The organism is Allobosea lupini, assembly GCF_900109525.1.
Classification (GTDB): domain Bacteria; phylum Pseudomonadota; class Alphaproteobacteria; order Rhizobiales; family Beijerinckiaceae; genus Allobosea; species Allobosea lupini.
Genome location: NZ_FOAN01000001.1, coordinates 1 through 23,735 on the forward strand (window position 1 = coordinate 1; position 23,735 = coordinate 23,735).

The following is a 23,735-nucleotide window of genomic DNA, read 5'->3' on the forward strand; positions in this document are numbered from 1 at the left end:
AACCGGAAGGATCAGCCAGAGCCGATAACAGGGGGGCTAACCTTCAACGCGATAAACGCCCCTCACGGGGGGCAACATTGCAGGCGATCTCACACTTCTGAACCGCCTTCACGCATTCGCCGACGGTCCACCGGGCGATGACATAGGCGGCGACCGAGCCGAGCATGGCAGGCGTCAGGAGCTTGCGCGCCGCGAGATCGGAGACGACGCGGTCCCATTCGGCCCGGCAGCTCTTCGGCACGTCAGGCGGCAGCGGCGCGGTTCCGGAGAGCCCGCCCTCGATCGCCTTCAGGGTTGCAGGACGGCGGCCTCTCATCGCCCGAATTCTCCGCGAACCGAATTCGGTGGAACCCTGCGCGAGGCACCCCGTGCGGTCTGGCCCCCCAGTTGAAAAGTTCTGACCTTCCCCCCCATAGTCGAGATGCTGACACTCGGCGGGAGCCAATCCTGCTTTGTTATGGAAACGAGGAGCCGCAATGGCTCTCCGTTGGTGACGCCTTTGCTCAAGTCAGTGAGTGAAGCTGGATGTGGCTCCCTCCCAATAAGAAAGGGGGGAACCATGGCAGAAGTGCTGTTGGTCCTTACCGTGGTGAAGTTAGTGCTAGAAATCACTGCTTCACTCCTGGTAATCCGCAAAAACTGGTCGAGATGAGGCCGTGCCGGGGGAGCTTGCTCCCCCGGATTTCAAGTGCCCAAAGCCGCCCTCGGAGGCGATCGCCTTCCTCGAGTTGCAAATGCGGGCGAAGGGCTGCCAGTTCGGCCGGGACCAGAACAGCGCCATATCGCCCTTCGGGGCGCGGATATGGTCGACCATGTCGGCGGCCCTGCCGCAGCCGCAAGCGCAACGTTCATGGCCGGGCTCGGCGAGGAAGGCCTTGCTCTCACGCCGCCAGCGCGCGCCATAGCCACGCTGGGCCGCGGTGCCACGAGCGACATCGTGTGCCTTCGCTACAGCACGACGGCAGGCACAGCGCTGGCCTGATGCCACCACCTTGCCGCAGGAGCAGATGCGGGGAGCGCGAAAGGGCATGGCGCTATCCGACAGTGAGGTGGTGGTAAGGCGTGAGCAGGCCTTGCACTTCGAGCGGCATGGCATCGCCGGCAGTGCCGAGTGTCGAGAACCAGGTCGTCGTGCCGACGCCCTCAACGCTATCCGAACGGACATGCGGATCTCGTTCGGCCGCAAGGAACGCAGCCTTCACGAGCATGATCGCAGCGCGCTCGACATCGTACGGGAGGGTGCGCTCGGCGGAGCCGGGCAGGATATAGCCTGCGGCGTACGTGGCGACAGTCTCGCCGCGCGGCCACCAGAAGCCGCTCGGGCCGGGCTGGCGCTGATGGACGAGGCCGGCGTTGCGATCGACGGTGTACGCCTCTGGAGCGATCGCAACGCCGTCGAGCGTGATGCTGGCGATCGAGACGACCGGCCAGCACGAGAGCATGAGACCGTTAGTTGCGGCGGGACTAAAAATCGTCTCGCGGAGCATTTCGAGGGCGAATGGCCGACCGCACCAGCCGACGATGGCAGCGCTGTATTGCTCGATCAGCGCATCGAGGCGCGCATCCTCCTCGGCGCCTGTGAGGCCAAGATCAGCCTTCACAGCCGCCAGCGTCGTCAGCTTCCGGTTTTCAGCGGCCGTGATGACTTCGAGCATGATCGTTCCCTGGAAAATGGCCGGGCACGCGAAGGGAGCCACACGCGCCCGGCCAGCCGCCGGCGATAACCGGCGGCGGTGCCCGCTCGGCGACGGAAGCCGGCGGGCGACTTGGCGGATCAGGCGACGGGCGCGTGATCCGGATGGCCGAGCACGGCAATTGCGCCGAGCGCGATGCTGGTGCCGCCGGTCTTCGCGAGTGCGAGGCGGACGAACCGCTTGTTCCCGCGATAGCCGAGCTTGTAGGAACTCGTCGCGGTGAGCGTGGCCGGCGCGGTCGTATCGACCTGATCGGCAGCGACGTCGGTGAATCCGGAGCCGGAAGAATCAGATTCCTGAAGCTTCACACCGAAGTCGCCAGAGCCGACGATGGCACCGGTGTTGACCAGGAAGGCGAGCGACGAAAAGCCCTTGGTGTCGATCGCTGCGCCATCAGCGGCAGCGGACTGCACGGCCGGCGCAATGGCCGGCACGTCAGCGATATTCGAAGCGAGATCGCGACGCATGATGCTCTCCTCAGGAGGTGGCCGTCCGGAGCTTCCGGAACTTGGCGGGCTGGATGACGCGACCGCCAACACGGCGCGTGGCGTTCAGGCGCGTCACGCCGCGGCGTGCCTGCGTGTAGGGATCAGACAGGACCGAGAGGGCGAGCCGATCGACGATGCGATAGCCGCTGAAATCGCCATAGAGGATCGGCGTTGCGCCGTTGGCGATATCGGGCATGTCCGGCATCTCGAGCACCGGCTTGCCGAGCAGCGTCTCCGGCTGGCCGGCAGTGAAGGCGGGCTGCCAAAGGAAGTTGTTCTGGCCGTCCTTCAGCTTGCGGATTGCCGCGAGCGTCGTGCCGTTCATCGCCCAGCGTGCTCCCGGCGCGTTGCGATAGGCCGCCGGCAGCGAATAGAGCAGCTCGATCAGCTTGTCGGGGCTGAGGTTCGCGGCGTGACCATTGACGATCGAGGGCACCTCGCCGTTGACGAGCAGGCCTTCCGGCATCTTCACACCCGAGCCGCTCAGGAAGGCGATGGCCTCCTTGCGGCCGAAGTCCTCGGCGAAGGCGAGGCGGACCTCGGCTTCGGCCTGGCCACCGGAGTCGGCGAGGAGCTCGTTGCTGATGTCGGTGAAGGTCGTCAGCTTGTCGACCGGCACCTCGAGCATGCCGAAGCTCGGTTCGGATTCCTCGCTCTCTTCGACCTCGCCTTCCCACTGCGCGTTGGTGACGCCGGTTCGGCGCGGATACTTCACTGCCGGCGAGGAGGTGGAGCGGACCGATGCGACTGAGCGAACCGGCGAGAACTCGACCAGGTCGCGGATGAACTCGGTGCTCATCTCGGCCGGAGCGAGGTAGCCGGCCTGCGGATCGTTCGAGACGGTCAGCGCCTTCAGATCCTCGACCGGCGTCTGGTTGCCGAGACGAAGGTAGCTCAGGAACGACTTGCGCTCCTCGGCGCCGCCTTCGTCTTCATCCGCGCCGCCCGCGCCCGAGCGGTTCAGCTTCGCCTCGAGCTGGTCGAGACGGCCGGCGAGCGCGGAGGTGTCCGCCTTCTGCTCGACGGCCTTCAGACGGTCGTCGACAGCGCGCGACAACGTGTCGAGCGCCCTGGTGACGCCGGCGACCGGATCGTCGTCGTCGCCCTTCAGTTCGATCAAGCCGGCCACAAGGGCGCGGCGAGAGACGTGCATCATGTTGTGCGGCCTTTCATGCTCGCAGGCGCTCGGCAGCGCGGTTGATGGCCTCTGCAAGCGTGATTGCCTGCTCGGCCGACTTGGCGCTGCTCACGCGAGCGCCGGGGTGGGCGGGGACGGAAACGAGCGAGATCTCGACCAGCTCGACGGCGCGGATCGTGCGGCCGCCGCCACGTCGAGCACTGGCGCTCTTGGTCATGAAGCCGATCGAGAGGCCGGTAACGGCGCCGGACTTCACCAGCGCGCGGACCTCGCGGGCGCGGGGAAGGTCGTCGACCAGCAGCCGGCCGGAGACGGCAAGGCCCTTCGGCGTCTCGGTGATCGCTTCCCAGACGCCGACAGGATCGTCCGGCCGGTGAAAGGCGAGCAGCGGCAGGGGAGCCTTCGCCCCCTTGAACGCGCCGGGCAGGATCTCGTCGCCCATTCGGTCGGGTGAGCCAAACGGCCACGCCATGCCAGTGATGGCGCCGGTGTCGTCGACCGAGACGGAAGCCTTGAGCTCAAGCGCGATCATGCGGCGACCTCCTGCTGAGCAGCCGGCGCGCCGCTCGTCGTGTTCGGGTTCTCGAAGCGCTCGCCGCCGGCATAGGGCGGCCGGTTCTCCATCGCGCGGATCTCGTTCGGGTTGAGGATCCGGCTCGACACGGCCGAGCTGTAGGCTGCGAATCGCGCCGCGATATCTGCCTGGACCAGCCCGTCGACAACGAACTCCGGCACCAGCGTCTTCTGCTCTTCGGCAGAGAGCAGCCGCGAGATCGCGCCGCACCAGAGTTTGAGCCGGGGCAGAAGTGTGAAGGTCAGGAACGCCTGCGCCATCTGCTCGGCGTTGCCCCAGGTCGCACGGCCGAAGTCGAAGAGCAGCGTCGGCGGCACGCCCAGCGCACGGGCGATCTCGACCACCTGAAAGCCGCGCAGTTCATGGAACTGCAGATCGACCGATGTGCTGGCGAGCGCCTGAAAGTCGATGCCATCCTCGAGGATTGCGGTCCCGCCGGATGCGTCGCCGGCGTGAGCTCGATTCCACGACTCCTTCAGCCGCTTGATCGTCGCTTCCTTCAGCGAGCCCTTGGCCTTCAGGACGCCGCTCGGCCGGCCGCCATTGCTGAAGATGCGGCCGGCATGGCCTTCCATCGCCCGATAGAGCCCGATCGCCTCGCGCGCCGCCTTGACCGGGCAGAGGTTGCCGACATTCGGAATATGCAGGACATCGGTCCAGCCATAGGCGCGCTGGCCTCCGCCCTTCCGGCTGACCAGATAACGAGGCTCTCCGCCCGGGTCGGTCTCAACAGTCACGGTGCCGGGCGTGAGCCGCACAAGTTCATGGATGCGGCCGCCGCCGACTCGATTGGCTAAGGCGAAGGCGCCAGCATCGTTCAGGAGGCTGTCGCGCTCCATCTCCATCAGGAAGAGCGGGGCAGAGGTCCAGCCGTTCGGCCGCTGTGCCAGCAGATCCGCCAGCGGATGATCGGCGCGTTCCTTCCCGCCGTGGTCGAGCCGCCGATGGAGATGCAGAGGCAGCGCGCCGAGCACCTCCGATCGGACCGCCACGGCCCGGAACACCGGCGGGCATTGCAGCGCTACCGCCGGGCTCGCAGCGATCTTGCTCGCCGTCCCGTTGGCTGCAGCAAAAAACTCGGCGAGAGCCTCAAGGCTCTTCGCGTCTTCCGCCCAGTGCTCCTTGCGCGTGAATGGCCACATGGCCATTGCGAATCACGGATCTCAAAATCTTGCAATAGCGCAAGTGAAAATGAAACATCCTGCAAAAAGGAAAAATATTCAGGGCAGCTAGGCGCGTTCTTCTGTTGCCCCGGTGATGCCCAAATGAAAAAACCGCCCGGTTAAGGGCGGTCATTTTCAGAGCAAAATCAAGTAGTTACGTCGTTGAGCGCTACTTGATCTTGGTTTCCTTGAACTCGACGTGCTTGCGCGCGACAGGGTCGTACTTCTTCTTCGACATCTTCTCGGTCATGGTCCGCGAGTTCTTCTTGGTCACGTAGAAGTACCCGGTGTCCGCGGTCGAGATGAGCTTGATCTTGATGGTCACGGCCTTGGCCATGGCGGAGCCCTCGAATAGGTGGGGCCGCCGTCGGCCCGCGCAGAAAACAAAATGGCCGGGCGAGCCCGGCAATCCGATGGGCGGGGAATGCCGTATCGGCGTGGGTAAGTCAAGGAATATCGGGCGGGCATACGGATTTTCCGCTGCCCCAAGGCGTCAGAGCAGCTCGCGCACGAAGTTGCCGCGCTTCTCCCAGTAGAACGGAACCGGCAGATATGGGGCAAATCCGGCCTTCAGCCGCTCCTCGACCTCGGCGATGATCACCTTGGTGATGGTCGGCAAGTCGAGCTCGCGTGCTTCGTCGAAGGTGACGGAGACAAGATCGACCAGCTCCGAATCGGGGCCGATCACGCCCTCGACCTTGCCGGCGACGGTACGGGCGTCGACGGCGAAGAAGCGGGTGTCGAAGCGCTTGGGCCGGCGCGGCGGGGTGATGGCGCGGGCGACGAAGGTGACGGCGCCGAGATCGGGGAAGACGCCCTTGGCCGCGAATTCGGCCCAAGCGCCCGCGGGTGGGCGTTCGGGCGCGCCATACTCGGCGCTGCCGAAGAGCAGGCCGGTCTCCTCGAAGGTCTCGCGGATGGCGGCGAGTGCCAGCGCACGCCCGCGCTCCTCGCTCGGCCGCGCGCAACGGGCGAGCAGGCGCTGCTCGCAGGGACCGGCGAGGGCGCCGGTCGCGGCCATGCGCCGATCGCCGGCTTCGATGCGACCGCCCGGGAAGACGTATTTGCCCGGCATGAACTTGTGGCCGGCATGGCGCTTGCCCATCAGCACCCTGGGCTTCTTCCCGGAATGATCGAGGATCAGCATGGTCGCCGCGTCACGCGGGCGCAGGTTGACGCTGGTACGGGCCCGCTCGGCCTGGGTCAGGGTGACGGTGTGGTCACTCATCGACCGCCCAGGGCCTTCATGGCCGGCTGGCGCTCAGGTCTCGGCATGGCGCCGCCGAAGCCGTGCATGCGCAGCGCCCATTGCAGGCCGATGACCGCGCCCTTGGCCGGCTGCATCAGCGCTAGGCTGAGGAAGACGGTCAGCGGCAGCCAGACCCAGAGGTGCAGCGCGATCGACCAGTTGCTGTACTTTTCCGCCAGCAGGATGCCGCCGACGACGATGTGGCCGACGATCGTGATGACGATATAGGGCGGCAGGTCGTCGGCACGCTGATGGTGCAGGGTCTCGCCGCAGGCCTCGCAGGAATCGACCGGCTTGAGGAAGGTGCGAAACAGCTTGCCTTCGCCGCAATGCGGGCAGCGACCGAAGAGGCCGCGACGCATAGCTTGACGCCAGTCGCGAGCCTGGACCGGCTTGGGTTGGTGACAATGTATGGACATGGGATGTCTTCGTTAATGCGGGGCGTCAGCGCTTGCGGCCCGATCGTTTGGGCGGGGGGCGGCCCTGCTTTCGCCCCATAGGTAAAACAGGCCGTGACCTTTTGCCAGAGCGGTCGGATGTCGCGGGCCTACCCTCTGTGAGCAACTCGAAGCGAAGCGCCCCCGCGACCGGCGCCGCCTCGACCAGTTTGACATGGACACGATCGCCCAGGCGCCAGCTTTCGCCGGTGCGATCACCGACCAATGCATGGGCGCGCTCGTCATGGCGATAATAGTCGGCGCCCAGGGTTGAGGCCGGGATGAAGCCGTCGGCGCCGGTGCCGTCGAGCTTGACGAAGAGGCCGGCGCGGTTGAGGCCGGCGATGCGCCCGTCGAAGCTCGAACCGATCTGGTCGGCAAGGAAATGGGCGATCAGCCGGTCGGTGGTCTCGCGCTCGGCCGCCATGGCGCGCCGCTCGGCCGCCGAAATCCGGGTCGCGACCTCGCGCAATTCGGCGAGGGTTGTAGATCTCGGCAGGCCGTCATCGCCGAGTTTGAGAGCTGAGATCAAGGCGCGGTGCACGATCAGGTCGGCATAGCGCCGGATCGGCGAGGTGAAATGGGCGTAGCGGCGCAGGTTGAGGCCGAAATGCCCGTAGTTCTCGGCGACGTATTCGGCCTGCGCCTGGGTGCGCAGCACGACCTCGTTCATCAAGAGCTCGTTCTCCGAGCCCTTGATCATGGCGAGGATGCGGTTGAACAGCACTGGTCGCAGCGCCGCGTCCTTGGGCAGCTTGATGCCGATCGAGGCCAGGACCTCGCCGAGCGCCCGCATCTTCTCGAGCGAGGGCTCGTCATGGCAGCGATAGATCAGCGGGCTCTTCGCCTTTTCCAGCGTTTCGGCCGCGGCGACGTTGGCCAGGATCATGAATTCCTCGATCAGCCGGTGCGCGGCGAGCCGCTCGGGCACGATCACGCGCGTGACCTTGCCATTGGTGTCGAGGACGAGCTTGCGCTCGGGCAGATCGAGATCGAGCGGCTGGCGGGCGTCGCGGGCGCGCGCGGCCGAGCCATAGGCGGCCCAGAGCGGCATCAGGATGCTGTCGCGAATCGGGCCGGTGAGATCGTCCGGCTTGCCGTCGATCGCCGCCTGGGCCTGTTGATAGGAGAGCTTCGCCGCCGAGCGCATCATGATGCGATGGAAGCTGTGGCTCTTCTTCGAACCGTCGGCCTTGAGGATCAGGCGGACGGCGAGCGCCGGCCGATCCTCGCCGCCGCGCAGCGAGCAGAGATCGTTCGAGATCCGCTCCGGCAGCATCGGCACGACGCGGTCGGGGAAATAGACCGAGTTGCCGCGCTCCAGCGCCTCGCGATCGAGCGCCGAGCCAGGGCGGACATAGGAGGCGACGTCGGCGATGGCGACGGTGACGATATGGCCGCCGGGGTTGTCGGGATCGTCGTCGGGCGCCGCATGAACGGCGTCGTCATGATCCTTGGCGTCGGCCGGGTCGATGGTGATCAGCGGCAGTGCACGCCAATCCTCGCGACCAGCGAGCGTGGCAGGTTTCGCCGCTTGCGCCTCGGCGATCGTCGCCGGCTGGAATTCGTTCGGAATGCCATGGGCGTGGATCGCGATCAGCGAGACCGCGCGCTCCGACTTCAGCGAGCCGAGGCGCTCGCGCACCCTGGCCTGGGGCGGGCCGAACCGGCTTTCGCGGGCAAGAGAGACCGAGACGAGATCGCCATCCTCGGCGTTGCCGGTCTGCCCCTTCGGGATCAGAGCCTCGCGCCCCTGGGCCTTCTTGTCGACTGGAACGAGCCGGCCGGAGCCGTCGGGGAGGGCACGGAAGATGCCGAGAACCTGCGCCTTGGCCTTGCCCATGACCTTGAGGGTGCGGCCGGACCATTGATAGCCCTCGACGCCGCGCAGCTTCGTCAGCTTGAGCAGAACGTGGTCGCCGACGCCGGGGGCGGCCGCTGCCGGGGTCTTCGGCTGGCGGCGGAATTCGCGCTGGCGCTCGAGCAGAATCTTCGGCGCCTCGCCCTGGTCGGCCTCGTTCCATTCGAGCGGAGCGGCGATCAGGTCGCCTTCGCGGTCGCGCGTCTTGATCTCGCAGAGCAGGACCGCGGGCAAGGCGGCATGCGGCTTGACCGGGCCGGAGCTGCCATTCTCCTCCAGCTCGAGCTCACGCAGCAGGCGCTTCAGCCAGATCTTGCCGCCGCCATCGAGCTGGAAGGCCTTGGCGATGTCGCGGCGGCCGGGCTCGCGGCCGGCGGCGCGCTCCTCCGCGATGAAGGCGAGGATGGCGTCGCGGGAGAGATCGGTGTCGGGACGGGGCAAGGGCGGGGGCCTCGTCAGCTGCGGCTGGGCGCGATTATCATGGCTGGTTTCTGCCACGCCGTAACCGGGCGCGCCAGAACGGCCTGTGCAGAACTGCTGCCCGAAAAGGAGAAGGGCTGCCCTTGCGGGCAGCCCTTCCATTGCCGAACCGCAGCCCCGGTAACAGGGCTAAGCGTCACGGAAACTCACGCGCAACCGAACCCCTCATGGGACGAGTCCAGGCCATGCGCCCCCCGCGACAGCGGTTGATGACAATGAGACACTGGATCACCTCCTTTCAGTTGTTACCGACAAGGAGAGGCTAGGGTGATTCCAAGCGCGCCGTAAACGGTAAAGATTCAGCGGCTCACAGAGCCCGCGACTGCAATAAAATCGGTCATTGCGCCGACTTCGGATATTTCTGCTTATTTTGTGGGCAGGTCGTTTGCCTGTTTGATGATCAGGTTCCGGCCGCGCGCATGATCTTTGCGTTGCGAAGCGTATCGCCCGCAGGAAATCGCTTGGGAAAGCGCTCGCAACACGTTTGTTGCGACGCCCACCGAACCGGAACTCGGGTTGGCACGTGGCTTGCGATCATTCCCGCCAGCCGACAAGGCAACTGCGCCCGGGAGGGGCGCGGTCAACAGGGACCCTCGGGGGACATCGCAGTGAAACTCACTCGTCGCGTGGTCATGGGCGCCGCCTTCGCAGGCGCCACGGTTCTCTCCTCTCTGCTTCCGGCGCAGGCGCAAGAGACCATCAAGGTCGGCATCCTGCACTCGCTCTCCGGCACGATGGCGATCTCGGAGACGACGCTGAAGGATGTGATGCTCATGCTCATCGATGAGCAGAACAAGAAGGGCGGCGTGCTCGGCAAGAAGCTCGAGGCGGTGGTGGTCGATCCGGCCTCGAACTGGCCGCTCTTCGCCGAGAAGGCGCGCGAGCTGATCGTCAAGGACAAGGTCGCGGCCGTGTTCGGCTGCTGGACGTCCGTGTCGCGCAAATCGGTGCTCCCGGTATTCAAGGAGCTGAATTCGATCCTGTTCTACCCCGTCCAGTACGAGGGCGAGGAGAGCGAGCGCAACGTCTTCTACACTGGCGCCGCGCCGAACCAGCAGGCGATCCCCGCCGTCGACTACCTCGCCAAGGAAGAGAAGGTCGAGCGCTGGGTGCTCGCCGGCACCGACTACGTCTACCCCCGCACGACCAATAAGATCCTTGAGGCCTACCTCAAGTCGAAGGGCGTCAAGTCCGAGGACATCCTGATCAACTATACGCCGTTCGGTCATTCCGACTGGCAGACCATCGTCTCCGACATCAAGAAGTTCGGCACGGCCGGCAAGAAGACCGCCGTGGTCTCGACCATCAACGGCGATGCCAACGTGCCGTTCTACAAGGAACTCGGCAACCAGGGCATCAAGGCGACCGACATCCCGGTCGTCGCCTTCTCGGTCGGCGAGGAAGAGCTCGCCGGCATCGACACCAAGCCACTGGTCGGCCATCTCGCCGCCTGGAACTACTTCCAGTCGGTCAAGACGCCGGAGAACGAGGCCTTCATCAAGCAGTGGAAGGCCTTCAAGAAGAACGACAAGGCCGTGACCAACGACCCGATGGAAGCCCATGTCATCGGCTTCAACATGTGGGTGAAGGCGGTCGAGAAGGCCAAGTCCACCGATCCCGACAAGGTCATCGACGCGCTGCCGGGCATCGAGGCGCCGAACCTGACCGGCGGTGTCTCGAAGATGCTGCCGAACCACCATATCACCAAGCCGGTGCTGATCGGCGAGATCAAGGCCGACGGCCAGTTCGACGTGGTCTCGAAGACCGGTCTCGTCGCGGGCGATGCCTGGTCGAAGGAGCTCGACGGCTCCAAGGACCTGGTCGGCGACTGGGTCGAGAAGAAGTGCGGCAACTTCAACGTCAAGACCGGCAAGTGCGGCGGCGCCTGAGTTAAGAGGGGGAAGGGCGGCACGGACGATCAACGGCCGGCCGCCCTTCGAATTGCCTGAGCACGCCGCCGGATAGGCCGGCGGCGTGCATACAGCCGACCAGCCAATCGAAGCGAGACATGCGGATCCTTCCCAGCCTCCTGCGCCTGCTTGCGCTCGCGATGACACTCGCCTTCGCGCCGGCCATAGTGCTCGCGCAGAGCGCCGACGACGCCTTCGCGCGGCTCAACGCCGACAGCTTCTCGGACACGGCGCGCGCCATCGACATTCTCGTTCAGGGCGCCCATCCGAATGCGGCTGTGATCATCGAGGCGCTGGCCGATGGACGGCTGCTCGCCGGCGGCGGCGTGGTCGCGGTGAAGACCAGGGAAGGCGGCTTCCTCGATGCGAAGACGGGACAGGCGCTCCCTGCCGAGCCGGCCGGCGTCAAGGCGGTCAGGCTCAACAACAATGTCCGCCGGGTGATCCAGGGCGCGCTCGGCGGGCTCGGGCTGATCAATCCCGATCCGGCCAAGCGCGTCGCGGCGGCCGAGGCGGTGTTCCGGGCGCGTGACGTCTCGGTGCTGCCAGTCCTCGAAGCTGCCATCGCCAAGGAGACCAACGATCGGGCGCGCCGGGCGCTGCGCGAGGCGCAGGCCGCGATCCTGATCGTCAAGACAGACGCGCCGCCCTTCGACCGCATTGCCGCCGTCGATGTGCTGCGCGAGCGCGGCGACCAGGATGCGCTGGCGACGCTGCGCGCCCTGCCGGGCGACGCCTCGCCGGGTTTGAGAGAGGCTCAGGCGCGCGCCATTACCGAGATCGAGGGCAGGCTCGCTCTATGGCGGGCCGGCCAGAACCTTTGGTACGGGCTCTCGCTCGGTTCGGTGCTGCTGCTCGCCGCGATCGGGCTCGCCATCACCTTCGGCGTGATGGGCGTCATCAACATGGCGCATGGCGAAATGGTCATGCTCGGCGCCTACACCACCTTCATCGTGCAGGAGGTGATCCGGGCGCGCTTTCCGGGGCTGTTCGACTGGTCGCTGGCGATCGCGATCCCCGCCGCCTTCATCGTCGCCGGCGCCGTCGGCATCGCGATCGAGCGCGGCGTCATCCGCTTCCTCTACGGACGGCCGCTGGAGACCTTGCTCGCGACCTGGGGCATCAGCCTGATCCTGCAGCAGGCGGTGCGCACCGCCTTCGGGCCGACCAACCGCGAGGTCGGGGCGCCAGCCTTCATGTCCGGCGCCTTCGAGCTCGGCGGTCTCGCCATCACCTGGAACCGGCTCTGGATCATCGTCTTCGCCGCTCTCGTCTTTGCGGCCCTATTGGCGATCCTGAAGCTGACGCCGATGGGCCTGCAGATGCGCGCCGTCACCCAGAACCGGCGTATGGCCTCGGCGATGGGCATCCGCACCGGCCGGATCGACGCGCTGACCTTCGGGCTCGGCTCGGGCGTTGCGGGATTGGCCGGTGTCGCACTCTCGCAGATCGACAATGTCAGCCCCAATCTCGGCCAGAGCTACATCATCGACAGCTTCATGGTCGTGGTCTTCGGCGGTGTCGGCAATCTCTGGGGCACGCTGATCAGCGCCATGAGCCTCGGCGTCGCCAACAAGCTCCTGGAGCCCTACGCCGGCGCCGTGCTCGGCAAGATCGCGCTGCTCGTCTTCATCATCCTGTTCATCCAGAAGCGCCCGCGCGGCCTGTTCGCGCTCAAGGGCAGGGCGGTGGAAGCATGATCACCCGCTTCCTTCTCTCGAATATGGACAAGCGTGGCTATGCCTTCCTCGCCATCGTCGCTGCGATCGGCCTTCTGGTGCCGCTGGCGAACCTGCTGATCCCGGCCGGCTCGCCCTTCCATGTCTCGACCGCAACCATGTCGCTCTGGGGCAAGTACCTCTGCTACGCCCTTCTGGCGATCTCGCTCGACCTGGTCTGGGGCTATTGCGGCATCCTCTCGCTCGGCCACGGCGCCTTCTTCGCGCTCGGCGGCTACGCGATGGGCATGTACCTGATGCGCCAGATCGGCTCGCGCGGGGTCTACGGCAACCCTGTCCTGCCCGACTTCATGGTCTTCCTGAACTGGCAGGAATTGCCCTGGTACTGGTACGGCTTCTCCTCCTTCCCGTTCGCGATGCTGATGGTGCTGCTGGTCCCCGGCCTGCTCGCCTTCGTTTTCGGCTGGTTCGCCTTCCGCAGCCGCGTCACCGGCGTCTATCTCTCGATCATCACCCAGGCGCTGACCTATGCGCTGCTGCTCGCCTTCTTCCGCAACGACATGGGCTTCGGTGGCAATAACGGCCTGACCGATTTCAAGGACATTGTCGGCTTCAACGTGCAGGCGCAGGGCACGCGCGCGGCGCTGTTCGCGATGACCTGCACGATGCTGATCGCCGGATTCCTGCTCGCGCGGGGCATCGTCACCTCCAAGCTCGGCAAGGTGGTGATCGCGATCCGCGACGCCGAATCGCGCACGCGCTTCCTCGGCTACCGGGTCGATCGCTTCAAGCTCTTCGTCTTCACCGTCTCCGCCTGCATGGCCGGCGTCGCCGGCGCGCTCTACGTGCCGCAGGTCGGCATCATCAACCCCAGTGAATTCGCCCCGGCCAACTCGATCGAGACCGTGATCTGGGTGGCGGTCGGCGGGCGCGGCTCGCTGGTCGGCGCCGCGCTCGGCGCCGTCGTCGTCAACTGGGCCAAGACGATGTTCACCTCGGGCTTCATGGCGCCGTACTGGCTGTTCGCACTCGGTGCGCTCTTCGTCTTCGTCACGCTGTTCATGCCGAAGGGCATTCTGGGGACCGCGCAGGGCTGGTGGGAGAGCCGCAAGCGGCCCGCGCCCGTGCCAGCGGCCGAACCGGCGCCGGCGGAGTAACCGATATGAACGCTCCCACGCCCGGCGCCCTGACCTCCTCGCTGCTCTATCTCGACGGCGTCAGTGTCGCCTTCGACGGCTTCAAGGCGATCCGCGGCCTGTCGCTGACGATCGAACCCGGCGAGATGCGCGCCATCATCGGCCCGAACGGTGCCGGCAAGACCACCATGATGGACATCATCACCGGCAAGACCCGGCCCGACGAGGGCACGGTGATGTTCGGCGGCTCGGTCGACCTGACCCGGCTCGACGAGGCGGCGATCGCCAATCTCGGCATCGGCCGCAAATTCCAGAAGCCGACCGTGTTCGACTTCCACACGATCGAGGACAACATCCTGCTGGCGCTGAAGTCGAAGCGCACGGTGTTGAAGACGCTGTTCTGGCAGACGGAGGCGCCGCAGCAGAAGCGCATCGACGAGATCCTCGGCATCATCAAGCTCGCCGACAAACGGGACAAGCTCGCCGGCTCGCTCTCGCACGGCCAGAAGCAGTGGCTCGAGATCGGCATGCTGCTGGCGCAGGACCCCAAGCTCCTGCTCGTCGACGAGCCGGCCGCCGGCATGACCGATGGCGAGACGGCGCAGACCGCAGTGCTGCTCAAGGAGATCGCGAAAGACCATTCAGTGATCGTGGTCGAGCACGACATGGGCTTCATCCGCGAGCTCGGCGTGAAGGTCACGGTACTCCATGAGGGCTCTGTATTGGCGGAGGGACCCCTCGATCAGGTTAGTGCCAATGAACGAGTCGTCGAAGTCTATCTGGGGCGCTAAGCATGCTGCGGAAACGTAGAAGCCGGTTTTCCGATCAGGTCATGCGGCGGGACAACTGCTCATGCTGACTGTGGATGCCATCGACCTCCATTACGGCGCCGCCCAGGCCTTGCGACGCGTCTCGGTCACCGCCGAGATCGGCAAGGTCACCTGCGTCATGGGCCGCAACGGTGTCGGCAAGACCTCGCTGATGCGCGCCATCGTCGGCCAGCAGCCTATCAGCGGCGGCAGGATCAGTTTCGGCGGTGAGGATATCTCGACCTTGCGCACCGAGGACCGGGCGCGCGCCGGCATCGGCTTCGTGCCGCAGGGCCGCGAGGTCTTCCCGCTGCTGACGGTGAAGGAAAACCTGGAAACCGGCTTTGCGCCCTTGCCGCGCAAGGAGCGCTTCATCCCGAACGAACTGTTCGACCTATTCCCCGTGCTGAAGTCCATGCTGGGCCGGCGCGGCGGAGACCTCTCGGGTGGCCAGCAGCAGCAGCTCGCGATCGCGCGGGCGCTGGTCACCCGACCCAAATTGCTGGTTCTCGACGAGCCGACCGAGGGCATCCAGCCCTCGATCATCAAGGATATCGGCCGCGCCATCGACTACCTCCGCCAGAAGGGCGGCATGGCGATCGTGCTGGTCGAGCAGTATTTCGACTTCGCCCGCGACCTCGCCGACACGATGTTCGTGATGGACCGCGGCGAGGTCGTGCTGGCCGGGCCGATGGCGGAACTGGACGGCAACCAGGTGCAGCGGTTGATTCAGGTGTGACGCTCGGACCCCGCTGATCAGATGTCAGCGGGGCCGGTGCAGCCTCAGCTCAAGCGGAGAGGTCGCGCGCGGCGAAGACCTCCTTCGCCGCGAACAGCCCGTTCAGCGCCGCCGGGAAGCCGGCATAGACTGCCATCTGGATCATGACCTCGGTGATCTCCTGGCGCGACAGTCCGACGTTCAGCCCGGCCTCGATATGGACCTTGAGCTGCGGCTGGGCGTTGCCCATCGCGGTCAGCGCCGCGATCGTCGCGATCTCGCGGGAACGCAGGTCGAGCCCCGGCCGCGAATAGATGTCTCCGAACGAGAACTCGAACACGTAGTTTGCGAAATCTGGGGCGATGTCGGCGAGCGCCGCGATCACCCTGTGGCCAGCCTCGCCATCGATCTCAGCGAGAGCCCGCCTGCCGCGCTCCAGCCTGCTGGTTTCGGCGTGTGCGTTGATGTGCGTCATGGTCTTCGATCCTCTTCTCGATGTCGGCATAGCCGGCGATCTTGGTGTCGAGGACGAGAAGGCAGGCTTCGAGTTCGGCGACGCGAGCGCGAACCTGCTCGCGGTGCCGTTCCAGCAGACTACGACGATCGGCTTCCGTACCGGAACCAGCTTCGCGTAGCGCCGCATAGCGCAACATCTCGCGGATCGGCATGCCGGTGGTCTTGAGCCGGCCGAGGAAATCGATCCAGGTCAGGATCGAGGCGTCGTAGTCGCGCTGGCGTGACCGGTCCCTGTCGGCATAGGGCAACAGCCCGATCCGCTCGTAATAGCGGATCGTATGGGCCGACAGTCCCGAGCGCCTGGCGAGTTCACCGATCTTCATGGCCGCCTTCTCATCACGACGCCGGGGAAGCTACGAGTTCGAGCGCACTCCAAGTCAATGCGCTCGGCGAAAGTATTTTCGGGGCGCCGTGCGCCCGTCTCAGAACTCCAGCGGCGCGTTGTCGATGACCTCCTTCATCACGAAGAAGGTGCGGGTCTGGCGCACGCCGGGCAGCGCCAGCAGCGTCTTCGCGTGCAGCTTGTTGAAGTCGGCGAGGTCCCGCACGCGGATCTTGAGGAAATAGTCGAAATCGCCGGCGACGATGTGGCAGTCGAGCACGGCCGGCAGTGCCTTTACCGCCTGCTCGAACAGGCCGAAGCTTTCCGGGGTCGAGCGGTCGAGCACCACGCCGACGATGGCGAGCGTGCCCTTCTCGACCTTGTGCGGATCGATCTGTGCGCGCACGCCGGTGACGTAGCCCTCGGCGAACAGGCGCTGGATGCGGCGATGGCAGGTGGCGGCGCTGGTGTTCACCCGCTTGGCGATCTCGGCATTGCCCATGCGCCCGTCGGCCTGCAGCAGACGCAGGATTCTGAGGTCGATTTTATCGAGTTCAGCCTCCATGAACGATTCTTCCGCCTTAGCCGCTCGTCTTGTCGCCAGAAGTATCAGATTGAGAATTTTGCGAAAGCAGAGAGAAAATCAAAAGCCAAGTTCGGGAGCACCTTTCAGGAGCGTTTTGCTAGCGTTTGCGGGTCATTCCACGAGGGGAACCCGCCATGCTCGCCAAGTTCGAACGCTACCCGCTGACCTTCGGGCCGTCGCCGATCGAGAAGCTGCCGCGCCTCTCGGCCCATCTCGGCGGCGGGGTCGCGCTCTACGCCAAGCGCGAGGACTGCAATTCCGGCCTCGCCTTCGGCGGCAACAAACTGCGCAAGCTCGAATACATCGTCCCGGACGCGATCGCGTCGGGTGCTGACACGCTGGTCTCGATCGGTGGCGTGCAGTCGAACCACACCCGCATGGTCGCCGCGACCGCCGCCAAGATCGGCATGAAGTGCCGCCTGGTGCAGGAGAGCTGGGTGCCGCATGAGGACGCGGTCTACGACCGGGTCGGCAACATCCTGCTGTCGCGGGTGATGGGCGCCCATGTCGAGCTGGTCGACGAGGGCTTCGACATCGGCATCCGGGCCAGCTGGGAAAAGGCGCTGGAGGATGTAAAGGCTAAGGGCGGCAAGCCCTATGCGATCCCGGCCGGCGCGTCCGTGCACAAGTTCGGCGGGCTCGGCTATGTCGGCTTCGCCGAGGAGGTGAGGGCGCAGGAGGAGGAACTCGGCTTCAAGTTCGACTATATCGTCGTCTGCACGGTCACCGGCTCGACCCATGCCGGCATGGTCGTCGGCTTCGCCAAGGACGGACGCCAGCGCAACGTCATCGGCATCGACGCCTCGTTCACGCCGGCGCAGACCAGGGCGCAGGTGCTCGACATCGCGCAGAAGACCTCCGAGCTCGTCGGCGGCAAGCAGATCACGGCGGACGATATCGTGCTGAACGAGGACTACGCCTATCCGGTCTATGGCGTGCCCTCGAAGGAGACGATCGAGGCGATCCGCCTGTCGGCCCGGCTCGAAGCCATGATGACCGACCCCGTCTATGAGGGGAAATCGATGCAGGGCATGATCGACCTGGTGAAGAAGGGCTTCTTCCCGGCGGGATCGAAGGTGCTCTACGCCCATCTCGGCGGCGTGCCGGCGATCAACGGCTACAGCTACACCTTCCGCAACGGTTGAGCGTCATGGAGGCGCTCGTCCTCTGTGAGATCGCGGCTGGGCGCGACGATCTGCGCGATGCCCTGCTCGCGCGGGTCGGCCGACTCGGCCTCAACGGGCGGGCGAAGCTCAGCTTCGTCGCCCGCGACCGGAACGCGCCTGGCAACACGCTGGTCGCGGTCGGCTTCCCAGACGCGGCCAGCGCCGAACGCTTCGCTGCCGAGGCAGTCGGCGACGGGCTTGCTCGGGCCGAGGTGAGGCTGCTCACAGTCGAGCCCACCTGGCAGGCCGAGCCGCTGCCGCTGATGTTCCCCTGATATGGCTGCGTCGCCAGCGCCGGTCGGCTGAACTCTTCCCTTCCCCCTTGTGGGGAAGGGATAGGGATGGAGGTGGTGCCGCTTGGCGAGCGTCGGCAGGACTGGCAGCAGCGGGAGTGCTGTCTGGTTCGGCCGATCACTCCGGCTTTGCGACCCCCACCCCTTCCCCTCCCCACAAGGGGGAGGGGTTCTCCGGTGTGTGTTTCGTGCCGCTACGGTCTGGCGCCGGCTGCGTCCGGCAGATCGCCGATGACCGTGCCCGCCGCCTTCGGCTTGGTCAGCGGCGCGGGTGTCGGCTGGTTGCCGTAATGGATCAGGTCTTGGCCGGCATGGATGTCGCTGGCGACCTGGAGGTCGAGGCGCTCGGCGTCGCGGCGGCGGACATCCTCGACGATCTCCGCGGCTTCCTCCTCCGGCACGCCGAGTGCCCGCAGGACCTCGCCGCCGAAGACCATCGCGGATTCGAAGGTCTCGCGGATCTGGTAGTCGACGCCGGCGCGGATCAGGTCCATCGCATGGCCGCGGTCGAAGGCGCGCACGAACAGCTTCGCATGCGGGAACTCGGCCTGCGCCACCCGTACGATCGCATTGGCCGTCTCGCGCTTCTCGACGCAGACCAGGATCGCCTCGGCCTGATGGGCGCCCGAGGCGTGGAGGATGTCGGCGCGGGTGCCGTCGCCATAGTAGACCTTGAAGCCGAAGGTCGCGGCGGCCTGGATCATCTCCACGTCGGTCTCGATCAGCGAGATGCTGCAGCCGCGGGCGAGCAGGGTCTGGCTCGCGACCTGACCGAAACGGCCGAAGCCGACGACGAGAATGCGGCCTTTCAGAGCCTCGGCGTGCTCGACGCCATCCAGCGATTCCGGCTCGGGCGGCATGAAGCGGTCGATGGCGAGCACGACCAGCGGTGTCAGCGCCATCGACAGGATCACGATCGCGCTGGCGATGGCGTTGATGCGTGCGTCGAAAATGCCCGCAGCCGCGGCGGCGCTATAGAGCACGAAGGCGAATTCGCCGCCCTGCGAGAACAGCGCGACCCGGGTGATCGCATTGCGCGTGCGGGTGCGGAACAGCTTGGCGACGATGAAGATGCCGGCCGCCTTGACCAGCATGAAGGCGGCGACGCCCAGCGCCACGACCTGCCATTCCCGGGCGATCAGCTTGAGGTCGAGCGACATGCCGACTGCGAGGAAGAACATGCCGAGCAGCAGGCCGCGGAACGGCTCGATATCGGCCTCGAGCTGGTGGCGGAAGGTCGATTCCGAGAGGAGCACGCCGGCCAGGAAGGCGCCCATCGCCATCGACAGGCCGCCGAGCTGCATCGCCAGCGCCGAGCCGAGCACGACGAGCAGCGCCGCGCCGGTCATGACCTCGCGGGCCTGGGCATTGGCGAGCAGCCGGAACATCGGATTGAGCAGCCATTTGCCGGCGATGACGAGGCCGACGAGCGAACCGGCGCCGATCACCAGCGGCATGATCCCGCTGCTTTCGGCGGCCTTCGCGGGCGCAAGCACCGCGACGACGGCGAGCAGCGGCACGATGGCGAGGTCTTCGAGCAGCAGGATCGAGACCGCCTGCTGGCCCTGCGGTGTCGAGGCTTCGCCGCGCTCGTTCAGCATCTGCATCACGACCGCCGTCGAAGAGAGCACGAAGCCCATGCCGGCGATGAAGGCCGCGGCGGGAGGCAGGCCGGCGAGGATGCCGACGCCGGTCAGCAGCGCGCCGCACAGCCCGACCTGGGCGACGCCGAGGCCGAAGATCTCGCCGCGCAGGTTCCAGAGCCGCGAGGGCTGCATCTCCAGCCCGATGATGAACAGGAACATGACGACGCCGAACTCGGCGACGTGGAGCACGCTCTCAGGGTTGGAGAACAGGCCGATGCCGGAGGGGCCGATGACGAGGCCTCCGGCGAAATAGCCGAGCACCGAGCCGAGCTTGAGCTTGCGGAAGATCGGCACCGCGATGACGCCTGCTCCCAGAAGCCCGACAGCCTGAACCAGATCCTGAGAGAAGCCTTCAGCCGCCATAACGCTCCCTTTGCCTGCCTTCGCTGTGGATATCCGCGCCTTCGAAGCAGAAGGCGCCCAGGCGGTTTAGGCAAGCTTTCGTCCGGCCGCCAGAGCGCCCCGACAACACGATGCAGCTAGCGTGCCGGCCGGCCAACGCTTGCCGGCCGGCTTCCATCGGGGCATTTAGCATCGCCAAAGCCGGCTCTCTGCCGGCAGCAGGAGCGTTCGCTATGCAGCTTGGAGTGGTCGGCCTCGGCCGCATGGGGGCCAATATCGTCCGGCGGCTGCACCGCGCCGGGCACAATTGCGTGGTCTATGACCGCGATCCGAAGCCGGGCGAGGCGCTGGCGAGAGACGGTGCCGTCAATGTCGGCGATCTCAAGGAGATGGTGGCGAAGCTCGAGGCGCCGCGAGCGATCTGGATCATGCTGCCGGCCGGCGAGATCACCGAGACGACGCTCGCCGATCTCGCGGCGATGATGAGCCCCGGCGACACGCTGATCGATGGCGGCAACGCCTTCTGGAAGGACGATGTCCGGCGCGGACGCGAGCTCGAGGCCAAGGGGCTGCACTATCTCGACATCGGCACCTCCGGCGGCGTGCACGGGCTCGATCGCGGCTATTGCCTGATGATCGGTGGCGACAAGGCGACCTTCGACCGGCTCGAGCCGATCTTCCAGGCGCTGGCGCCGGGCAAGGGCGGGATCGAGCCGACAAAGCATCGCGAGGGGCGCAATCCGACGGCCGAGCAGGGCTATCTGCATTGCGGCCCGGCCGGTGCCGGCCATTTCGTCAAGATGATCCATAACGGCATCGAATACGGGATGATGCAGGCATTCGCGGAGGGCTTCGACCTCCTGCGCAACGCCTCGGCCAAGGACGGCCTGCCGGAGGAATACGGCTTCGACTTCGACGTCGCCGAGATCGCCGAGGTCTGGCGGCGCGGCTCGGTCGTGACCTCCTGGCTGCTCGACCTGACCGCCGAGGCGCTCGCGGCCGACGAGGAGCTTGGCGCCTATTCCGGCCATGTCTCGGATTCGGGCGAGGGGCGCTGGACGGTGCAGGCGGCGATCGAGACGGCGACGCCGGCCGAGGTACTGACCTCCTCGCTCTACACCCGCTTCCGCTCGCGCAAGGACCATACCTTCGCCGAAAAGATCCTCTCCGCCATGCGCGCCGGCTTCGGTGGCCATGTCGAGCCGAAGAAGCAGGGCTGAGCGAGCATGACCTTTGCCAATGGCGCCGGGACACCGGCGGTTATCGTCGTGATGGGCGTGGCGAGCTCGGGCAAGACCTCGCTCGGCGAGCGGCTGGCCGAGAGGCTCGGCTGGCCGTTCCGCGACGCGGACTCGTTTCATCCCCCGGCCAACGTCGCGAAGATGTCTTCAGGCATCCCGCTGACCGACGAGGACCGCAAGCCCTGGCTGGCGGCGATCGCGGCCTGGATCGATGAATTGCGGACGACCGGCGGCAAGGGCATCGTCACCTGCTCGGCGCTGAAGAAGGCCTATCGTGACGTGATCGTGGGAAACCGGCCCGACGTCGCGCTGGTCTATCTCAAGGGCTCGCGCGAATTGATCGGTCAGCGCATGGCCGCCCGCCAGCACCATTTCATGCCGCCCGCGCTGCTCGACAGCCAGTTCGCGACGCTGGAGGAACCGGGTGCCGACGAGAAGCCGCTCGTCGTCGAGGTCGAGGCGAGCAGGGAGGCGATCGTCGAGCAGGTGGTTCGGGAGTTGCGGCTGGGGTGAAGCGCACGATCGTCATGCTCGCCCTTGTGGCGAGCATCCGCGTCTTGAACACCGCGTTGTGGGAAGGAAGGCGTGGATTGTCGGGACAAGCCCGACCATGACGGTATGGCGTCGTTGTCCACCCGTTGGAACTCCGACGGGCGCGGACTGCAATTCGGCTCCTAGTTTCAACCGATTGAAAAAAGGCCGCAATCAGAGCAATGGTTAGGGGAGGCGGGGGAGCCGCCGGTTCCAAGGTATCATCATGCTCGACAAAGCCGTTCCGCCGCGCACGCTGAAGCTCAATGCCGCCGACAATGTCGCGGTCGCCGTCGATCCGATCGATGTCGGCGTCAGTGCTGCCGGGGTCACCGCGCTGCAACGCGTCCCGCGCGGCCACAAGATCGCGCTGACCCGGATCGCCAAGGACGAGCCGATCCGCAAGTTTGGCCAGATCATCGGCTTCGCCACGCTGGACATCCCGCCCGGCGAATGGGTGCACGAGCACAATACCGGCTTCCACGCCTTCGAGCGCGACTATGCCTATGCCGCCGAGGCGAAGACGGAGTTCGTGCTGCCGGTCGAGCAGCAGGCGACCTTCGAGGGCTTTCGCCGCAAGGCCGGCAATGCCGGCACGCGCAACTATGTCGGCATCCTGACCTCGGTGAACTGCTCGGCCTCGGCTGCGCGCTTCATGGCCGAGGAGGTCAAGCGCTCGGGCCTGCTCGCCGACTATCCCAATGTCGACGGCGTCATCGCGCTGACGCACGGCACCGGCTGCGGCATCGACTACAATGGCGAGAGCTTCGAGGTGCTGAAGCGCACGACCTGGGGCTATGCCTGCAACCCGAACATGGCGGCGGTGCTGGTGGTCGGCCTCGGCTGCGAAGGCTTCCAGATCAAGCGGATGAAGGAAGCCTACGGCGTCGAGGAGAGCGATGTCTTCCGGACGCTGACGATCCAGGAGACCGGCGGCACCAGGAAGGCCGTCGCGGCCGGTATCGAGGCGCTGAAGGTGATGCTACCGATCGCCAACCAGGCCAGGCGCGAGACCGTGCCGGCCTCCGAGCTTATGCTCGCTCTGCAGTGCGGCGGCTCGGACGGCTATTCCGGCATCACCGCCAACCCGGCGCTGGGCAAGGCGGTCGACCTCCTGGTCGAGCATGGCGGCACCGCGATCCTCTCCGAGACGCCGGAGATCTATGGCGCCGAGCACCTGCTCACCCGCCGTGCCGCGACGCGCGAAGTCGGCGAGAAGCTCGTCGGCATCATCAAGTGGTGGGAGGACTATACGGCCCGCGCCCGGATGGACATGAACAACAACCCGTCGCCCGGCAACAAGGCGGGGGGCTTGACCACCATCCTGGAGAAGTCGCTGGGCGCCGCCGCCAAGGGCGGCACCAAGACGCTGGCCGCCGTCTACCACTATGCCGAGCCGGTCCGAAGCAAGGGCTTCGTCTACATGGACACGCCCGGCTACGATCCGGTCTCGGCGACGGGGCAGGTCGCCGGCGGCGCCAACATCCTCGCCTTCACCACCGGCCGCGGCTCGGCCTATGGCTGCAAGCCGACGCCCTCGGTCAAGCTCGCGACCAACACGCCGATGTATCTGAAGCAGACCGACGACATGGACCTCAATTGCGGCGATGTCCTCGACGGCGTGACGCTGGAGGAGAAGGGGAAGGAGATCTTCGACTACCTGTTGAAGATCGCCTCGGGCGAGAAATCGAAGTCCGAGGAGATGGGCTATGGCGACGCCGAGTTCGTGCCCTGGCAGATCGGCGCGACGATGTGA

General features: G+C 66.2%; 25 protein-coding genes. 10 read left to right on the forward strand and 15 right to left on the reverse strand.

What is annotated here, in order from left to right:
• Positions 1-43: 43 nt before the first annotated feature.
• From BMZ21_RS00005 to rnr, 11 genes are all read right to left on the reverse strand, one after another.
• Positions 44-316, reverse strand: coding sequence for a P27 family phage terminase small subunit (locus tag BMZ21_RS00005; RefSeq protein ID WP_091828447.1), 273 nt, complete (start codon positions 314-316; stop codon positions 44-46).
• Positions 317-616: 300 nt separating this feature from the next.
• Complete coding sequence (locus BMZ21_RS00010) at positions 617-1,030, reverse strand: HNH endonuclease (RefSeq protein ID WP_208862200.1); 414 nt, start codon at positions 1,028-1,030, stop codon at positions 617-619.
• A 4-nt stretch (positions 1,031-1,034) separates the two neighbouring features.
• On the reverse strand, positions 1,035-1,655 hold the full coding sequence (locus BMZ21_RS00015) for a head-tail connector protein (protein WP_091828449.1): 621 nt from the start codon (positions 1,653-1,655) through the stop codon (positions 1,035-1,037).
• A gap of 119 nt (positions 1,656-1,774) precedes the next feature.
• Positions 1,775-2,161, reverse strand: a complete 387-nt coding sequence (locus tag BMZ21_RS00020; RefSeq protein WP_091828450.1) for a hypothetical protein — start codon at positions 2,159-2,161, stop codon at positions 1,775-1,777.
• Between the two features lie 10 nt (positions 2,162-2,171).
• Complete coding sequence (locus tag BMZ21_RS00025) at positions 2,172-3,338, reverse strand: phage major capsid protein (protein WP_091828452.1); 1,167 nt, start codon at positions 3,336-3,338, stop codon at positions 2,172-2,174.
• 13 nt (positions 3,339-3,351) lie between these two features.
• The gene (locus BMZ21_RS00030) at positions 3,352-3,852 is read right to left on the reverse strand and encodes an HK97 family phage prohead protease (protein ID WP_091828454.1); all 501 of its coding nucleotides are present in this window, start codon (positions 3,850-3,852) and stop codon (positions 3,352-3,354) included.
• Complete coding sequence (locus BMZ21_RS00035; protein ID WP_091828456.1) at positions 3,849-5,042, reverse strand: phage portal protein; 1,194 nt, start codon at positions 5,040-5,042, stop codon at positions 3,849-3,851. Before BMZ21_RS00035 ends, BMZ21_RS00030 begins: the two co-directional genes overlap by 4 nt.
• A gap of 184 nt (positions 5,043-5,226) precedes the next feature.
• Positions 5,227-5,394 carry a 50S ribosomal protein L33 gene (gene rpmG, locus BMZ21_RS00040; protein WP_091828458.1) on the reverse strand — a complete coding sequence of 56 codons (168 nt, stop codon included), beginning with the start codon at positions 5,392-5,394 and terminating at the stop codon, positions 5,227-5,229.
• Between the two features lie 156 nt (positions 5,395-5,550).
• Entirely contained in the window at positions 5,551-6,285 is a 735-nt protein-coding gene (locus BMZ21_RS00045) for an NUDIX hydrolase (protein ID WP_091828460.1), read from the reverse strand.
• A complete protein-coding gene (locus BMZ21_RS00050) occupies positions 6,282-6,725 on the reverse strand; it encodes a DUF983 domain-containing protein (RefSeq protein ID WP_091828461.1) in 444 nt (147 codons plus the stop codon). The genes BMZ21_RS00045 and BMZ21_RS00050 overlap by 4 nt, the downstream gene beginning before the upstream one ends.
• A gap of 25 nt (positions 6,726-6,750) precedes the next feature.
• Positions 6,751-9,045, reverse strand: coding sequence for a ribonuclease R (gene rnr / locus BMZ21_RS00055; protein WP_244543634.1), 2,295 nt, complete (start codon positions 9,043-9,045; stop codon positions 6,751-6,753).
• Between the two features lie 671 nt (positions 9,046-9,716).
• On the opposite strand from rnr, the gene urtA reads away from it, so the two are divergent.
• The 5 genes from urtA (at position 9,717) to urtE (ending at position 15,357) form a co-directional block, all read left to right on the forward strand.
• On the forward strand, positions 9,717-10,973 hold the full coding sequence (gene urtA, locus BMZ21_RS00060; protein ID WP_091828464.1) for an urea ABC transporter substrate-binding protein: 1,257 nt from the start codon (positions 9,717-9,719) through the stop codon (positions 10,971-10,973).
• Positions 10,974-11,092: 119 nt separating this feature from the next.
• Positions 11,093-12,694, forward strand: a complete 1,602-nt coding sequence (gene urtB, locus BMZ21_RS00065; RefSeq protein ID WP_425285390.1) for an urea ABC transporter permease subunit UrtB — start codon at positions 11,093-11,095, stop codon at positions 12,692-12,694.
• Positions 12,691-13,830 carry an urea ABC transporter permease subunit UrtC gene (gene urtC / locus BMZ21_RS00070; RefSeq protein WP_091828466.1) on the forward strand — a complete coding sequence of 380 codons (1,140 nt, stop codon included), beginning with the start codon at positions 12,691-12,693 and terminating at the stop codon, positions 13,828-13,830. The genes urtB and urtC overlap by 4 nt, the downstream gene beginning before the upstream one ends.
• Before the next feature lie 5 nt (positions 13,831-13,835).
• The gene (urtD, locus tag BMZ21_RS00075; protein WP_091828468.1) at positions 13,836-14,600 is read left to right on the forward strand and encodes an urea ABC transporter ATP-binding protein UrtD; all 765 of its coding nucleotides are present in this window, start codon (positions 13,836-13,838) and stop codon (positions 14,598-14,600) included.
• A 61-nt stretch (positions 14,601-14,661) separates the two neighbouring features.
• Positions 14,662-15,357, forward strand: a complete 696-nt coding sequence (urtE, locus tag BMZ21_RS00080) for an urea ABC transporter ATP-binding subunit UrtE (protein WP_091828470.1) — start codon at positions 14,662-14,664, stop codon at positions 15,355-15,357.
• Between the two features lie 49 nt (positions 15,358-15,406).
• On the opposite strand, the gene BMZ21_RS00085 is transcribed toward urtE, so the two are convergent.
• The 3 genes from BMZ21_RS00085 to BMZ21_RS00095 all read right to left on the reverse strand — a co-directional run bounded on the left by BMZ21_RS00085 (position 15,407) and on the right by BMZ21_RS00095 (position 16,739).
• Positions 15,407-15,811 (reverse strand): carboxymuconolactone decarboxylase family protein, encoded by a 405-nt coding sequence (locus BMZ21_RS00085; RefSeq protein WP_091828472.1) that lies wholly within the window; start codon positions 15,809-15,811, stop codon positions 15,407-15,409.
• Positions 15,747-16,175: a MerR family transcriptional regulator gene (locus BMZ21_RS00090; RefSeq protein WP_091828474.1), complete on the reverse strand. Its 429-nt coding sequence runs from the start codon at positions 16,173-16,175 to the stop codon at positions 15,747-15,749. Before BMZ21_RS00090 ends, BMZ21_RS00085 begins: the two co-directional genes overlap by 65 nt.
• Positions 16,176-16,274: 99 nt before the next feature.
• Positions 16,275-16,739 carry an Lrp/AsnC family transcriptional regulator gene (locus BMZ21_RS00095; RefSeq protein WP_091828476.1) on the reverse strand — a complete coding sequence of 155 codons (465 nt, stop codon included), beginning with the start codon at positions 16,737-16,739 and terminating at the stop codon, positions 16,275-16,277.
• Between the two features lie 155 nt (positions 16,740-16,894).
• On the opposite strand from BMZ21_RS00095, the gene BMZ21_RS00100 reads away from it, so the two are divergent.
• Positions 16,895-17,905 (forward strand): 1-aminocyclopropane-1-carboxylate deaminase, encoded by a 1,011-nt coding sequence (locus BMZ21_RS00100; protein ID WP_091828478.1) that lies wholly within the window; start codon positions 16,895-16,897, stop codon positions 17,903-17,905.
• Positions 17,906-17,910: 5 nt separating this feature from the next.
• Positions 17,911-18,201, forward strand: coding sequence for a hypothetical protein (locus BMZ21_RS00105; protein WP_091828479.1), 291 nt, complete (start codon positions 17,911-17,913; stop codon positions 18,199-18,201).
• A gap of 212 nt (positions 18,202-18,413) precedes the next feature.
• Here the strand turns inward: BMZ21_RS00105 and BMZ21_RS00110 are convergent, their stop codons facing one another.
• Positions 18,414-20,228, reverse strand: a complete 1,815-nt coding sequence (locus BMZ21_RS00110; protein WP_091828481.1) for a monovalent cation:proton antiporter-2 (CPA2) family protein — start codon at positions 20,226-20,228, stop codon at positions 18,414-18,416.
• 212 nt (positions 20,229-20,440) lie between these two features.
• Between BMZ21_RS00110 and gnd the strand changes: the two genes are divergently transcribed.
• The 3 genes from gnd (at position 20,441) to BMZ21_RS00125 (ending at position 23,735) form a co-directional block, all read left to right on the forward strand.
• Positions 20,441-21,427 (forward strand): phosphogluconate dehydrogenase (NAD(+)-dependent, decarboxylating), encoded by a 987-nt coding sequence (gene gnd / locus BMZ21_RS00115; protein ID WP_091828483.1) that lies wholly within the window; start codon positions 20,441-20,443, stop codon positions 21,425-21,427.
• 6 nt (positions 21,428-21,433) lie between these two features.
• On the forward strand, positions 21,434-21,961 hold the full coding sequence (locus tag BMZ21_RS00120) for a gluconokinase (protein WP_244543635.1): 528 nt from the start codon (positions 21,434-21,436) through the stop codon (positions 21,959-21,961).
• 244 nt (positions 21,962-22,205) lie between these two features.
• The gene (locus BMZ21_RS00125) at positions 22,206-23,735 is read left to right on the forward strand and encodes a UxaA family hydrolase (protein ID WP_091828485.1); all 1,530 of its coding nucleotides are present in this window, start codon (positions 22,206-22,208) and stop codon (positions 23,733-23,735) included.